Origin of the sequence: Fibrobacter sp. UWT3 (assembly GCF_900230125.1) — a bacterium.
In the GTDB taxonomy this organism is placed as follows: Bacteria; Fibrobacterota; Fibrobacteria; order Fibrobacterales; family Fibrobacteraceae; genus Fibrobacter.
In genome coordinates, this window is record NZ_OCSS01000001.1 from 821,780 (window position 1) to 835,978 (window position 14,199).

Annotated in this window: 11 protein-coding genes and 1 tRNA gene; 7 read left to right on the plus strand and 5 right to left on the minus strand. The window is 55.9% G+C overall.

Going from position 1 to position 14,199, the window contains the following annotated elements:
- Positions 1–134: 134 nt before the first annotated feature.
- From CRO08_RS03415 to CRO08_RS03435, 5 genes are all read left to right on the plus strand, one after another.
- Complete coding sequence (locus CRO08_RS03415) at positions 135–842, plus strand: tetratricopeptide repeat protein (RefSeq protein WP_255252225.1); 708 nt, start codon at positions 135–137, stop codon at positions 840–842.
- Positions 839–2,014 (plus strand): protein kinase, encoded by a 1,176-nt coding sequence (locus CRO08_RS03420; protein WP_097035052.1) that lies wholly within the window; start codon positions 839–841, stop codon positions 2,012–2,014. The genes CRO08_RS03415 and CRO08_RS03420 overlap by 4 nt, the downstream gene beginning before the upstream one ends.
- 19 nt (positions 2,015–2,033) lie before the next feature.
- Positions 2,034–3,488: a sigma-54-dependent Fis family transcriptional regulator gene (locus CRO08_RS03425; protein ID WP_097035053.1), complete on the plus strand. Its 1,455-nt coding sequence runs from the start codon at positions 2,034–2,036 to the stop codon at positions 3,486–3,488.
- Between the two features lie 169 nt (positions 3,489–3,657).
- Positions 3,658–4,098: a hypothetical protein gene (locus tag CRO08_RS03430; protein ID WP_141398213.1), complete on the plus strand. Its 441-nt coding sequence runs from the start codon at positions 3,658–3,660 to the stop codon at positions 4,096–4,098.
- A 23-nt stretch (positions 4,099–4,121) separates the two neighbouring features.
- Positions 4,122–5,375 carry a hypothetical protein gene (locus CRO08_RS03435; RefSeq protein WP_141398214.1) on the plus strand — a complete coding sequence of 418 codons (1,254 nt, stop codon included), beginning with the start codon at positions 4,122–4,124 and terminating at the stop codon, positions 5,373–5,375.
- Positions 5,376–5,488: 113 nt separating this feature from the next.
- On the opposite strand, the gene CRO08_RS03440 is transcribed toward CRO08_RS03435, so the two are convergent.
- Together CRO08_RS03440 and murB are read right to left on the minus strand one after the other, a co-directional pair.
- A tRNA-Ala gene (locus tag CRO08_RS03440) sits at positions 5,489–5,561 on the minus strand.
- 122 nt (positions 5,562–5,683) lie between these two features.
- The gene (gene murB / locus CRO08_RS03445) at positions 5,684–6,622 is read right to left on the minus strand and encodes a UDP-N-acetylmuramate dehydrogenase (RefSeq protein ID WP_097035056.1); all 939 of its coding nucleotides are present in this window, start codon (positions 6,620–6,622) and stop codon (positions 5,684–5,686) included.
- Positions 6,623–6,653: 31 nt separating this feature from the next.
- On the opposite strand from murB, the gene CRO08_RS03450 reads away from it, so the two are divergent.
- On the plus strand, positions 6,654–7,796 hold the full coding sequence (locus CRO08_RS03450) for a toprim domain-containing protein (protein WP_097035057.1): 1,143 nt from the start codon (positions 6,654–6,656) through the stop codon (positions 7,794–7,796).
- A gap of 21 nt (positions 7,797–7,817) precedes the next feature.
- Positions 7,818–8,561 carry a monofunctional biosynthetic peptidoglycan transglycosylase gene (gene mtgA, locus CRO08_RS03455; RefSeq protein ID WP_097035058.1) on the plus strand — a complete coding sequence of 248 codons (744 nt, stop codon included), beginning with the start codon at positions 7,818–7,820 and terminating at the stop codon, positions 8,559–8,561.
- Between the two features lie 7 nt (positions 8,562–8,568).
- On the opposite strand, the gene CRO08_RS03460 is transcribed toward mtgA, so the two are convergent.
- The 3 genes from CRO08_RS03460 to CRO08_RS03470 form a co-directional block, all read right to left on the minus strand.
- A complete protein-coding gene (locus tag CRO08_RS03460) occupies positions 8,569–9,795 on the minus strand; it encodes a GspE/PulE family protein (protein WP_255252226.1) in 1,227 nt (408 codons plus the stop codon).
- 189 nt (positions 9,796–9,984) lie between these two features.
- Positions 9,985–13,134, minus strand: a complete 3,150-nt coding sequence (locus CRO08_RS03465; RefSeq protein ID WP_097035060.1) for an efflux RND transporter permease subunit — start codon at positions 13,132–13,134, stop codon at positions 9,985–9,987.
- 14 nt (positions 13,135–13,148) lie between these two features.
- Entirely contained in the window at positions 13,149–14,195 is a 1,047-nt protein-coding gene (locus CRO08_RS03470; RefSeq protein ID WP_097035061.1) for an efflux RND transporter periplasmic adaptor subunit, read from the minus strand.
- Between the last annotated feature and the right edge of the window lie 4 nt (positions 14,196–14,199).

The window sequence follows — 14,199 nt, forward strand, 5'->3', positions numbered from 1 at the left end:
TCGCCAACACGGCACGCTTGCGCCGTGCCGCTTATGGCTCACATTATACCGCTTATTGGCCTGTTTTTTAATAAAAAGTGCAATTTTTGCGTTGTAAACCGCTTTTTTCTTGAATTTTAATGTATTTTGGGGGTATGGCAAGGCGTTTTGCAAAAGTTGGACGCTTGGTTGCGGTATTGCTTACTGCAATCTGTTTCTGCGCGTGCGTCGAAGATGACGTGAATCGCGGGAACGAGGCGCTCCGCATTGGCGACTACGACCGTGCCGTGGCGAACTTCTCGAAGGCGCTCGACATGCAGCCGGCGAATCGCGACGCACGTTACGGCCTTGCGCTGGCCTACTATTCCATTGCCGAAGAGAACGAACGCCTGAAGGTCCCTGTTCTTGAAACCTGGCAGCGCACCGTGAACGAATTCCGCATCCTTTCGCGCGTGGATTCCAGCGGGCGAATCTCCGGAACGTATTCCACGAGCCTGTTCTACCTGGCGCGCGCGACGCTTGCAAGCAACGGGCATGCCGATGTGCTCCCGCTACTCGACAAGTCTATTGCCCTCGATAGCGCGAACTACTTCAGTTACAACCTGAAGGCGCTTGTGCTCGGGAATCTCGGGCGCACCGAGGAAGCAAAGAAGATTTTCGTCTTTATTGTGACGAAGAACCCGAAGTTCGCCTCGGCCTACTTGAACCTGGGCAATATCTACTGGACCGAGGGCGACATAGAATCCGCGTGGGATATATGGTCGATGGGGCACGAGGCGCTGCCCGAAAATGCTGGACTTGCGCACTGGACGACTGTTGCAGAAGATTCACTCAAGGCTCTTGCCATTGCGGGTGAACTATGAGCGTGCTTGCCGGAGTGAACCGTTGTGCATTGTTGCACGAGGGCGGCGAGGCTCAGGTCTACGCGCTTGAATCGGATGGCAAGAAGTATGCGCTCAAGTGGTATGCCGATGGCGTTCAGATTGATTCCCGTGTGGTAGAAGTTCTCCTGCGCGAACGCATTCCGGGCGTCTACCGCCTGATGGAAGCGGGGAAGAAGGCGGGCCGCCACTACCTGGTGTACGAGTTTATCGAAGGCGTTTCGGTTGCGGATCTCGCGAGCAATGCACCTGCGGGCAATCTCCCTGCGGGCGCCTTCGCAGCAAAGGATGGTTGCGTTCCCGCGCCGGTAGCAATTTCGCTTGTACGTAACCTGGCGCAGTCGCTCGCGCAACTTTCAAGAAACGACGTTCACCACGGGGACCTGAGCCCCTCCAACGTGCTCGTGACGGCGGACGCTGCTCCGGTGCTTATCGACTGCGGGATAGTGGGCCCGGGTGCCCTCGCGTATGCCGCGCCCGAACGCATCCAGGGCAAGCCCGCCACGGTAAAGAGCGACATGTACAGCCTGGGGCTATTGCTCTACCGGCTTGTAGCAGGCGAGGACCTGCTGCACTGCGACTGCTTCGATGGCTTTGCGCAGGCCGCGGCGGAAATAGATGCGGTGGATGTGACCGCGCTCCTCTACGGCAAGGGAATGGATGCGGAAATCCTTTCCACACTAGCTCCCTTGTGGAAGGCGACGCTACGTGCCGACCCTGCCGAACGTGCCGAAGATTTCGAGGAACTCGACGAACTGCTTGAGATTGCCTTTGACGCCGCCTCCCGCGGGTCGGTCACTTGGGAAACCATTCGTGATGCCTTTACCAAGAACATTGCCGCGAAAATCGGAACGAATTGTCGCGACGCGGGTGCGGAATGCGGCTTGCCTCCCGAATTTGCAGTGACGAAGCCCACAGGTCACCGCAAATACGCTGTTTTTGCGGGGGTGTTAGGATTTATATTGTTTGTGTTGGTATTGTTTTTCGCGCTTGCTCCCAGGCAACCGTCTATCGATGAAACGGGCGCGAAGATACTTTCCAACTCGAGGTCTCTCGAAGGCGCTACCGGACTGGTCGCGGATTCTTCGGGCGATGCGGGCCGGATTTCGGGCGAGGTGCTGGAATCCCTGCCTGTGCCGGAACAGACCGAATGACGTAATGGAGTAATTAGGTATGAAGACAGAAACGATGCTTGCAACGGAAAAGATGCTGGACGTGGTGAAGACCCTCCTTGACGAGGAACAGCCCGAAAGTCTTTTCTCGAAGATTCTTGAAGTGGCGAAAAGCGTGCTCCGTGCGGATGCCGCTGTGCTGGATATTTCGGGCGAGACGCCCCTCCACTTTTCGAACCCGGAGCAGGTGAGCATTTCTATTTCGGCGGTAAGGCAGGCGAAGAGCGAACGGCGGGCGGTGGTGTGGAACCAGCTCGACGACGATACCGCAGACCTTTCGAAGTCTATTGTGCAGAACCAGCTCACGAGCATCATGGTTTCCCCGTTCCGCACTCCCGATAGCGAATCCGGCTACCTGTACCTGCAGCGCGCCGCACGCGAGGAACCCTTTACCGAAGAAGATAGCGCCCTGTTCGATTCGTTCGTGGCAGTATGCGAAAAGTTTGCCTTTGCCGCCTACGACCGCCTGCGCGACAAGGAATCGCTTGACGTTTTGAAGAACGTTGTACGTAAGGACGGGATTGTCTATTCGAGCAAGGCCATGGCAGACCTTGTCGCCCTGGCCGAAAAGCTTTCCACGCTTCCGCTACCCGTGATTATCCGTGGCGAAACCGGTACGGGCAAGGAAGTGTTTGCACGCTTTATCCATAACCACAGCCCGCGTGCGGAACGCCCGTTTATTGCGGTAAACTGCGGGGCCATTCCCGAGAACCTGATCGAGTCCCTGCTGTTCGGGCATGCGAAGGGCTCGTTCACCGGGGCGATTGATACCCGCAAGGGATTTTTCGAGGAGGCCGACGGCGGCACGATTTTCCTGGACGAGATTGGCGAACTGCCGATGAACATGCAGGTGAAGCTCCTGCGCGTATTGCAGGAGAAGCACATTACCCGCGTGGGCGATAACCGCGAGATTCCGGTGAACGTGCGCGTGATATCTGCGACGCATGTGGACTTGGAAGAGGCCGTGCGTGAAAAACGTTTCCGCGAGGACCTGTACTTCCGCATCCAGGTGATGCCGCTGCAGTTGCCGCCTCTGCGTGAACGCGGACAGGACGTTATTTTGCTTGCAGAAGAATTTATCAAGCGCTACGGTGCCGAGTATGGTCGTGGCAGGTTCAAGATGAGCCGCAATACCGAAAAGGCGCTGCTCGGTTACCACTGGCCGGGCAACGTGCGCGAACTCGAGAACCGCATCCAGAAGGGCCTGGTGCAGGCGGTTCACGGCGTTATACAGCCCAAGGATATCGGGCTCGACGAGGTGCAGAAGGAGGCGAAGGATAGCCCCCGCACGCTCAAGGAAGCCCGCGAGGCGGTGGAGCGCGAGGTCATTGGCCGCGCTCTCCAGGATAGCGGTGCGAACCTCACGCTGGCAGCCACGATTTTGGGCATCGACCGCAAGGTTTTGCGCGAAATCATGGAACGCCTGGGTATAAAAAAGGAAGATTTCAAGAATTAAGGGCCTTAAAAACTAAAAAACGGAACAAAAAGTACTATAGGAGCAAAAAGTCTCGAAATTTTACTTTGGGCGAAAGCGATTTTTATGTATATTAATTGCTAGAAGGCTCGAAACGAGCCGGAAACAAAGCCCGAAGGAAAACTGGCACGGTTTTTGCAGAGTAATGAGTATGAAATTCGCAACTTTCATATCGATTATAGGCCTCATGGCGACGCTGTCGTTCGCCCAGGGCTTTGCAGCGCCGGAATCCAGTGTTCCGACCCCTGCCGAAAGTGCGGAAATTTCTAATCAGACTCCGGACTTAGGCGCTAAAGAAAGCGCAGAATGGCAAAAGATGCGTGCAGAACGCAAACAGGCCCGCGAACAGATCCTTTCCAAGCTGAAGGAAAGGTCCAATGTCGAAAAACAGGGCATTCGCCAAGACGTTTCGAAAAAACGGAACGAAAAATCTCGCTTTGAGGGAAAACCGCAAAAGAATGAACCTCGCGAGCGTCAACCGTTTTACGATAGACCCGATTCTCCGAATATGAATCCGATGCGAGGTAACACTCCGCCTGTACTGCCGCCCCCCTGGTGGTGGCAGCCTCAGCCGGTTCCACCTCAGCCGTAATGCGGTCCCTGACATTATTCCTCGTGTTGTTAGCGTCTGCGCTCTTTGCGCAGACGCAACAAGACATTTATAGGCAGGCACTTGAAGCCGAAGAGGCGGGGGACGTTTCCAAGTCTATTGAATTGTTTGAGAAGGCCCGCGATGCGGGTGGCGAGTACACCGAAGAAATCAACGAGATTCTGGCAGAATACTACGAGGCCCTGGGGGGCGATGCGGATACTTCGGAGGTGTCTTTCCGTTTCTTGGGCAACTTGGGCTTTTACGGTCTGCACTATGCCGAATATGGTTCTACAAAAGACGTTTCCGAAAATGGCGGCGACTTGTTCGCCTCGGTGAGCGGGTACCTGGATTTTTCTACGGGCAACTGGATTCATTCCATTGGCGTTGCGTTTGTTTCGGATTGGTTTGTGACGAACGAAGACATGCCCGTGCTCGATACAAACGACTGGACGATGGCTCCGGGGCTGGAGTATTCGCTTGTCGGGCTGCGCCTGCTCCTGGATATCGGGGTGGATTTCAATATTACGAGCGAAGGGGATTTCAATCCGGCGGGTTACGGCTGGGTGGAATTTGACATCGCACGGTATTCGTCGCAACGCTTTGGTGTAGCGGGATCCATTTACTACAGGAAGGATGGCCCGGCGACTGCGGGATTGTTTGGTTCCTGGCACCGTTCCGGAAACCAGGGGCTGAACGGCTCTGCCTACCTAGGGGCGAAATACGAGGCCGACTACCTTCTCGACATTCTGGACTATGTCGGTAGCTCGCAAGAAGATTGTGAACGCGATGCGTGGGGCAACTGCATCGACCAGACTTTCCCGACAATAAATTTTGAAGAGGTCGTGGCGAAGTGCGTGGCCGAAAACGGGGATTCGCTTTGCTGGGATCCGAACGTTTTCCAGCCGTATATCGATGCAGCGTATGCCGAACTGGACCAAACGGAAGACTTGTCTTTTGACAGGTACTGGAGCCGCTGGATAGGCCCATCGTTTCAGTTGAGGCTTTCGTACGTGTTCAAGACGAAGATTTCCGTAGAGACGAAGTTTGACTTGTTCTATGCGTTCCTGGTGGATGGAGCCTCTGCGGAATACGAAAAGATGGGGAAGTTCTCGGGGAAGTGGGGGCTCGTGTTCAACTGGAACCCGAACTGGCTCACGCTTTATTTGGGGGCGGAGCAGACGTACTTGCGGTACGTGTTGCCGAATTCGCTCAAGGACTATTTCCCCGAGACTTGCCTGCTGACCTCGCTTAAGGCGGGAGTAAAAGTAGAGTTCTAAGAGAATAAACTTCGGCAAACGGAGTTTGCCTCGCGCATACGCAAGCGTATGCGGTTATAGATGCAGGAAAGTGAGGGACGAAAAGAGGCCGGTTTATACCGGCCTCTTTTGCGTGGAGATAGTGGGAGTCGAACCCATGACCTACAGATTGCGAACCTGTCGCTCTACCAACTGAGCTATATCCCCGATTGTGTGCCAAATATATTTTTTCTTGCCTGATTCGTCAAGCGAAAACGGGGATAAAGCACAAATTTTTTGCCCTGGGGGAGGCTCGACCTTGCGTGGAGGTTCAGTCGCCTTCTAGTGCGTTACAGCAGGACTATTTCGCGTTCGAGGGTAATCCCGAACTTGTCGCGGACAGCCCGCTGCATGAGTTCTGCAAGTGCGGAAATATCCTTTGCGGTTGCTCCGCCTGCGTTCACGATGAAGTTCGCGTGTAGCGTGCTGACTTCGGCGCCGCCGATGCGTGTGCCCTTGAGGCCTGCCGCCTCGATGTAGTAGCCGGGGGCGATTTGTGTAGGCGTGTCTGCGGCGCCTTGCGCGAGCCTCTTGAAGGTGGAACCCGCGTTGGGCATGTTGAGAGGCTGTGTCGCCTTGCGTTTTGCCATGCATTCGGCAAGCTCGGCCTCGAGGCGCGCGACGGTTTGCTCCTGCGATTCACCTGTGGGATTGTCGCCCGCGGTGGCGGGGTCGAACGCGAACGTCGCCGAAAGGATTGTTTCTGCAGAACCGTTCCCGGCAAGTTCCTGGAATAAACTGTGCCTGTACCCGAAGGCGCATTCGCCTGCGGTACGCACGCGCGTGTTGCCTGCGGTATCGAGGCTTGTGACCTGCGTGCAACAAGTCCCGATTTCTTGCCCGTATGCGCCCGCGTTCATGTAGATGGCGCCCCCGAGGGTCCCGGGGATTCCCGCGAGCTTGTGGATACCGGAAAGCCCCTGCTTGAGAGTCGCGCGGGCGAATTTCCCGAGCGGGCACCCTGCACCGACCCGGTAGGTTCTGCCGTCTGGCGAATCGATGGCCGAAAATTCCCCCGCAAGCGTTATTATAACGCCGGCATATCCCTCGTCACTTACGAGGACGTTCGTGCCGTTCCCGAGAATAAAGTGGGGCATATTGCCCCTGCGGGCAAGCGCGAGCGCCTCTTGCAGGTCGGCTACACATTCCGCCTTCACGTAGTAACGAGCGGGCCCGCCCACGCGGAATGAGGTGTGTTTGCTCATCGGTTCGTTTTCAAGAACGTGCATGCCGTAAATATAGTTACTATTATTCCTGCAAATGACCAGCGAAGAACTGAAACAATTCAAGGCGTCGCTTTCCATTACCTCGGTTGCCGGGGCTCTGGGCATCGATGTCGAGCGGGGCAGGTTCCACTGCTTTTGCCCGCAACGGCATGCGAACGGCGACCGTACGCCTTCGGTCTCGATATCCGAGGACCGCGGGCTGTTCCGTTGCTGGGTGTGCGATGATATCCGTGGCGACGTGTTTGACCTGGTGCAACTGTACAGGGGCTGCTCCTTTATGGAGGCGCTCGACTGGCTCAAGGAAACCTACCCGTTCCTGTTGCCCGGTGGAAAAAGGGCACAGGAAGGTTCCCCGAAAAAACGCACGGTGCAGGCGGCGAATGCGGTAGAGCGCAGTTCCCGCGTTCAGGAATCCCGTGGGCAGGAATCTCGCGAAGAAGACTTGCAGCCGCTCCTGGAAGAAAAGCCCAAGGAACTCATTCCCGAGGACGAACGCAAGAAGGTGGTGCTCTCGTTTTTAAAGATGCTTGCGCCGGTGGACGGTACGCCCGCGGCGGCCTACCTCATGAAGCGTCGCATATACAAGCCTGTGTGGGATAGGATGCTCCTCCGGACCATTACCGACTACAATGCGCTGAACCGTCAGCTCAAGGAAACCTACAGTCTGGAAGTGCTCCAGTACGTAGGGCTGTTCAATGAGAAGGGTAACCTGCGCTATTACAAGCATCCGCTGATTTTCCCGTACCTCGATACGCTCCGTAGGGCTTCGCATTTCCAGGCGCGCGCCGTCGATTCGAGCGTCGAGCCCAAGGAACTTCACCTGAAAGGCTCAATCCCGTTCCCGTACAACATGTCTGCGCTCGACCAGAAGCGTGGCTGGATTTACCTGTGCGAGGGCGTTATCGACACGCTCACGATGCTGCAGCAGGGTCTGCAGGCGGTAGGCATTCCCGGCGTCCGCAGTTTCAAGGTGCAGTGGCTCCCGCTGTTCAAGGAAAAGAACGTGGTGCTGTGTCTCGATCACGACGAAGCGGGCCGCAAGGGCATGGAATACCTGCAGCAGGTGTTTGGGAATGCGGGAATCCGCACGATTATCCTGGGCGATGGACTCGAGAACATTCCTGCGAACATGAAAGAAGGCGAAGATGTGAATGAGTGGTTCGGCGGGAAAAAGTAATTTATCTATATTGTAAAGACCATGCTCCAGAAGATTTCGATTGTCGCCCGTATATTTGTTGTTGTATTGTTTATCTATTCGGTACTGTTCTCGATTGTGGGGACGGTATTCGTCATCAAGGCGCATTCCTATATATTCGGGGCGATAGACGAAATCCATGCGATGCGCGAGTCTGAACCGCAGATGAGCAAGTTCATGCTCGACCTTGTGGATTCGAACCCGAAGGTGCAAATCAAGCACAGCTTTGTCCCGCTGGATTCCATCAGCAAAAAGTTGCAGCATGCGGTCATTGCCGTAGAGGACCCGAGTTTCTACTACCATCCGGGAATCGATATCCGGAGCATCGTTACCGCAGTCGACGCGAATGTAACTTCGGGCAAGTTGCGCTACGGGGGCTCGACCATCACGCAGCAGCTCGCGAAGAACCTCTTCCTTACGGGCGAACGCACGTGGGAACGCAAGGTGCGCGAACTGGGGTACGCGTTCCTGATGGAATACGATCTCGGGAAAAAGCGCATTCTGGAACTGTACCTGAATTACGCCCAGTGGGGCAAGGATATTTTCGGGTGCGAGGCGGCGAGCGAGGCTTATTACGGCGTGCACTGCTCGCAACTCGATAGCACGCAGGCGCTGAACCTCGCGGCAATGCTTGTAGCGCCCTGCAAGTACAAGCCCGAATCGGAAGATTCCACGATGGTCCGCAGGCGTAGCGTCATCCACCAGAATATCCGCTACGTGAAGGAACCCGAAACCGAAAAGCGGTAACGGTTGCTTAACCGAGTACCCGCCGGATTTCAGCCTCGTCGGTAAATCCCCTTTCCGCTAGTTTGTCTGCATATTCGTGCAATGAACCCTGCACGAACGTTCCGTCGGGCCGGAGCAATTCGACTGCGGCGATTCGCCCTTTGTATCCGCCGGGCGACTTCTTGCGCAACAGCCTCTGGGCGGCAATCCCGAGAACGGATTCCCGGATGGCTTCGGGCAATACGCCCAAGTCGCGTAGCCTGTCGATAGCCGCCTTCGCGCTATTCGTATGGAGCGTAGAAAGCACGAGGTGGCCCGTCTCCGCTGCCTGTATGGCGATTCGCGCGGTTTCCTCGTCACGGATTTCCCCGATGAGGATAACGTCCGGGTCCTGGCGCAGTATCGACCGCATGGCGGTCGCGAATGTGAAACCGCACTTCGCGTTCACCTGCACCTGGTTCGCCCCCTTCAGTGGGTATTCTACCGGGTCCTCGATGGTCGTCACGTTCACCTGCCGGTGCAGTATCTCGCGGAGCCCTGCGTAGAGCGTGGTGGTTTTCCCGCTTCCCGTGGGCCCGGTAATCAGGAATAGTCCCTGCGGCTTGTTGAATATCTCGCGGAAGGCGTGCAGGATTTCGCCTGTAAAATCGAGGTTGTCGAGCGTCTGCCCGCTATCCTGCGATTGCAGCAGGCGGAGTACACATTTTTCGCCCGCCTGTATGGGGAGCGTGCTCAGTCGTATATTCACGTTCTGGTAGATTCCCTGGAATGTGAAGCTCCCGTCGTGGGGGAGCCGCCTTTCGGTAATGTCTACGTTTGCGAGTAGCTTGAGCCGGATAAGCACGGGTTCGGCGAGCCATCCCGGCAGTTCGCGGTAGTCCTCGAGCATTCCGTCGATGCGGAACCGCACGCGGAACGTATTTTCACCGGGTTCCAGGTGGATGTCCGACGCCTTCAGTTCCTGCGCCTTCTCGATAAGCGAATCCACCAGGTTGATGATGGGCTCCGATTCCCAACTATTGCTCTTGATGCCTCCGGGTTTTGGTGCCTCGGGAATGCTTATGCAGTCCGCGGCCCCGCATGCCGCCTGCTTGATCATCTGGCGGATTTCCTTTTCGCTGTGCTGTTCGGGTATAACCCGGCACCCCGATTCTATGCGGATGCGCTCGAGCGCAAGTTCATCGTATATGTCTGGAACCGCCACGCGATATATGCCTGCCTCGCGTGACACTCCCCAATAAATAAGTGGTGTCATGGGGGAGAATGTACAAAAATATACTGCGAAAGACCAATAATACGTTTTGCCTTGCGTCATGCCGCAGCGCCAAAGGCGCAAGGGCATCTATGGACGTTTTTGTCGTTACGCTATTGCGGTGTGACGGTGTAGCGAATAAAAAAATCCCCCGCCTAAAGGCAGGGGAATTATAACAAGGAGATGAAAGCCTTATGCCGTCGCGTGCTTGTTCATCTTTTTCTTGATCTTGTTCGCGCCTTTCTTCGCCTTGTGGAAGATGGCGTTCGGGAGCCAGAAGAACGTGGGCACGAGGTACATCGTGAGGATTGCCGACACGAGGAGGCCACCCACGGATGCGATACCCATCGGCTGCGTCATGGCGGCCACGTTACCACCGAGCGCGAATGCGAGCGGGAGCTGTGCCACGATGGACGCAAACGTTGCAAGCACAATCGGCTGGAACTTGTTCTTTGCGGCAGTCATCATTGCCGAACGCCTTCCCATGGCACCGCTTCGCAGCAGCCTGTTCGATTCGTCAAGCAATAGAATAGCGTTGTTCACCACCACACCGATAAGCATCACTATGGCCATGAGGGCAATCATCGAGAGCGCCTTGCCGGTAAACACGAGGGCGAGGAGCACGCCGATGGCGCCCATCGGGATGGTCATCATGATAATGAACGGCTGTGCGAAACTTTCGAGGAGCGCGATAAGCAGGATGTAGGTGAGGAGGATAGCCATAACGATAGCCACCTTGAATTCCGCCACCATGTCGTTCTGCATGTCGGCCTGTGCACCGAAACTGAAGGTAATGCCTTCGGGAAGTTCGCTCTTCATGCTTTCGGCGAGCGCCCCCACCTTGCCCATGATTTCACCGGTAGTGTGGCCGGGCAAGAGGTTCATGGAAACGTCGACACGGGTACGCTTGCGCTTGCGGTCGATTCGGGTCGGGCCCGCACCGTCTTCGATGTAGAAGAGTTCGCTTGCGTTCAGGTAACCCTTCGGGGTCATAATCGGCAGGTTTTCGATGTCGGTATGGCTCTGGCGGTCCTTTTCCATCATGCGCACGTACACGTCGTATTCTTCACCATCTTCGGTATATTGCCCCGCTTCGTAGCCGCTCACCGCGATGTAGTTGTAGGTGGCGACGGTCTGGAGCGTAACGCCGTAGTCGGCGAGTGCCTGGCGGTTCGGAATGAGGCGAATTTCGGGCTTACCCGCTTCGTAACTCGTCTTGAGGTCAACAATGCCGCTGATGGAATCCTTGATGCGGTCCATAATCAGGTTGGACGCCTTCACGACGGAATCCGCATGCAGGCCGTTCACTTCGAGCACCACGTCGCCCGCGGAGTTATTGTTCATTTCGGAAGCGGAAGCAGACTTGATGGAAATGTAGGCGTCGGGGATGTCGGCGAGGTAGGGGCGCAGGGAATCGACAATCTGGTCGGTGCTGCGGGTACGGCCTTCCCAGTCCTTCAAGAGTTTCACGCGCATCGTTGCCTGGTTGACCGTCGTCATGCCGTTGGAACCACCGACGTTCATGCTGTAGTGCACAATTTCGGGGACGCCCTTGATGCGGCTTTCGATGATTTGAGCAATGCTGTCGGTCGTTTCGATGTTGGTACCCACGGGCATTTCGAGCTTGACGCTGATCATGCCCTGGTCCTGCTTCGGCATAATTTCGACCGTGAGGGCGTTCTTGGCAAGGAAGCCGACGACAGCGATTGTGCCCATGAGAGCGAGGACCTGGAAAATCACGCCCGGAATGGAGAGACAGAACGAAAGCGTCTTGAGGTAGATGAAGCGGACGCCGTTCAGGACCTTCGGGAAGATGCCCAACGCACTTGCGATAATGCCGGGCTTTTCTTCGATGATGTTCCCGAATTCATCCTTCTTCTTGCCCTTGAACAGGTAGGCGGCCATGAGCGGTGTCAGCGTGAAGGTCACGAGGAGCGACACGAACGTGGCGAACACCATGGTAAGGCCGAAGGTACGGAAGAAGATACCGGCGATGGACTTCATGAATGCGATAGGCACGAACACGCAAACGTTGGTGAGTGTCGATGCCATAATGGCGACCATGATTTCGGAGGTACCCTTGTAGGCGGCTTCCTTAGGTTCAAGCCCGAGTTTCAGTTTTTCGTTAATGTTTTCAAGCACCACGATGGAGTTCGTGACAAGCAGGCCCACCGATGAAGAGAGGGCCATCAGGGACATCATGTTGATGCCGAAGCCCGCGAAGTACATGAGGGTAAAAGCACCGATCACGGAGATAGGCATCGTGAGGGCAGCGATAATCATCGTCGAGAACTTGCCGAGGAACAGAAGCAGGAGGCCTGCGGTAAGCGCGATGGCGATGATGATGTTCTGGATAACGTTGTCGATAGATTCGCTCACGGCTTCGGACTTGTCGTACACCAGGTGCAGTTCGAATCCTTCGGGGAGGGTCTTCTGGATTTCGTTCATGCGCTTGATGACGCCTTCGGAAACCTTCACCACGTTCGCGTCGGAACGCTTCTTGATATCGAGCGATACGGAGTTGTGTCCGTTGAAGCGCGATGCGGAAGTGATGGTCTCGATGGTATCCTTCACGACTGCGATTTCGGAGAGCTTGATGACGCCCTTCGCCGTCGGGATATCCATGTTGCGGATTTCGTCGAGGGTCCGGAACTTGCCCGAAGTACGCACGCTCGTGTTCTTGTGCTTGCCGATAACTTCACCGATAGGGAAGTTGACGTTCGACTGCCCGAAGAGCCCCATGATGGTCGCAATATCGACATTGCGGTCGAGCATCTTGTCCTTGTCAATCTCGATGGAAATCTGGCGAGTAGTACCACCGAACACATCGACGCTAGCCACGCCGGAAACTGCGGTAAAGAGCGGCTCAATATCGTCTTCCACCTTCTGGCGGAGTTCCGTGGAGTTGAGCGGTCCGGTGAAAGAGATGGACATGATTGCGGCGCCGTTGATATCGACCTTCGCGATAATCGGGGCCTGCACGGCATCGGGGAAGTTCACCGATGCAAGGTCAATCTTGGAACGCACGTCGTTTGCGGCCACGTCCACGTTGATGCCCATGTTGAACATGGCGACGAGAATGCCGTAGTTCTCAAGGCATATGGACTGCACGTAGTCGATACCGTCAACAAGTTCCACCTGGTCTTCGATGGGCTTGATGATGGTGGACTCGATTTCTTCGGGGTTTGCGCCCTGGTAGATGATGGTTGCGGTGACCACGGGGACGTCGAATTTCGGCATCAGGTCGACCACCATCATGCTGTAGGTGTAGAGACCGAAAACCACCACGGTCAAGATGACCATGAGCATGGTAATCGGTTTGTAGATACTGGCCTTAATCATTCAGCAAAACTCCCTTATTCGACAATCAGGACCTTGTCGCCGTCGCTCATGCGGTTCTGGCCTTCCACCATGACGGTCTCGTTGTCTTCCAGGCCTTCGGTAATCTGGATGTCGTCCTTGGTCTGCACGCCGAGTTTCACAATCTTGCGGCGGGCCTTGCCTTCGTTGTCGACGGTCCACACGGCGTTCACGCCATTGCGGTAGACAATCGCCTCGTTCGGGATAACGATGCCGCTCACTTCGCGGGCATCGAGTTCCGCGGTCACGTACATGCCGGGGAGGAGCTTCTTGTGCTTGTTGTCGAAGGTGACTTCCACCGGGAAGAATCGGGTCTGCGGGTTCGCGGCGAGCGGGATAAGCGTCACCTTGCCCTTGATCTTTTCGCCGGCGACGGTGACCGTTGCGGTAGCGCCCTTCTTGAAGTAACCGATGTCGTTACTCGTGACGTTCAGCTTGAGGATAACCTGGTTGAGCTTCGCGATGGTGCAGAACACGCCACCAAGTCCCGGAGTCTGGCCCACCTTGTAGTTGAGCTCGGTCACCACGCCTGCAGCCGGTGCGAGAATCTTTGTGGCGCGGCGGGCGGTCTCGAGGTTCATCTTGGCAATCTTCAGCTGCATCTCTTGCGTGTCCATGTCCTGCTGGCTGATGCCGCCCTTGGCATGGAGTTCACGCATGCGCTCGGTCGCCTTCTCGAGGAGGGCCACCTGTTCTTGCGCCTGCTGGTACTGCGTGTTGTCGCCGGTAAAGATGTATTCGGCGAGCACCTGGTCTTTTTGCACGGAGGAACCGACCTGCACGTTAATCTTTGCGAGCGGGTCGCTCATCTTGGAGATGGCGTAGGACTGCTGCATGCCTTCGATAGAACCGCTGAACTTGCGGACATCGCTGAGTTTTGCCGCGGTCGCCTTCACGACGCGTGCGGGCTTGCCCTTTTCCTTCTGGATTTCCTCGATGGTAGTGGGCTTTGCTTCGGCTTTTTCGTCTTTCTTGAGATCGCAGCCGACAAGAAGAAGCGAAATGGCTGAAAGGGTGATGACTGTTTTCGTGATCTTGTTCATATTC

Bases quoted from the DNA above. Each gene is read 5' to 3' on its own strand.
- CRO08_RS03415 (WP_255252225.1), top strand. From the start codon at position 135: ATGGCAAGGCGTTTTGCAAAAGTTGGACGCTTGGTTGCGGTATTGCTT.
- CRO08_RS03420 (WP_097035052.1), top strand. From the start codon at position 839: ATGAGCGTGCTTGCCGGAGTGAACCGTTGTGCATTGTTGCACGAGGGC.
- CRO08_RS03425 (WP_097035053.1), top strand. From the start codon at position 2,034: ATGAAGACAGAAACGATGCTTGCAACGGAAAAGATGCTGGACGTGGTG.
- CRO08_RS03430 (WP_141398213.1), top strand. From the start codon at position 3,658: ATGAAATTCGCAACTTTCATATCGATTATAGGCCTCATGGCGACGCTG.
- murB (WP_097035056.1), bottom strand. From the start codon at position 6,622: ATGCACGTTCTTGAAAACGAACCGATGAGCAAACACACCTCATTCCGC.
- CRO08_RS03450 (WP_097035057.1), top strand. From the start codon at position 6,654: ATGACCAGCGAAGAACTGAAACAATTCAAGGCGTCGCTTTCCATTACC.
- mtgA (WP_097035058.1), top strand. From the start codon at position 7,818: ATGCTCCAGAAGATTTCGATTGTCGCCCGTATATTTGTTGTTGTATTG.
- CRO08_RS03460 (WP_255252226.1), bottom strand. From the start codon at position 9,795: ATGACACCACTTATTTATTGGGGAGTGTCACGCGAGGCAGGCATATAT.
- CRO08_RS03465 (WP_097035060.1), bottom strand. From the start codon at position 13,134: ATGATTAAGGCCAGTATCTACAAACCGATTACCATGCTCATGGTCATC.
- CRO08_RS03470 (WP_097035061.1), bottom strand. From the start codon at position 14,195: ATGAACAAGATCACGAAAACAGTCATCACCCTTTCAGCCATTTCGCTT.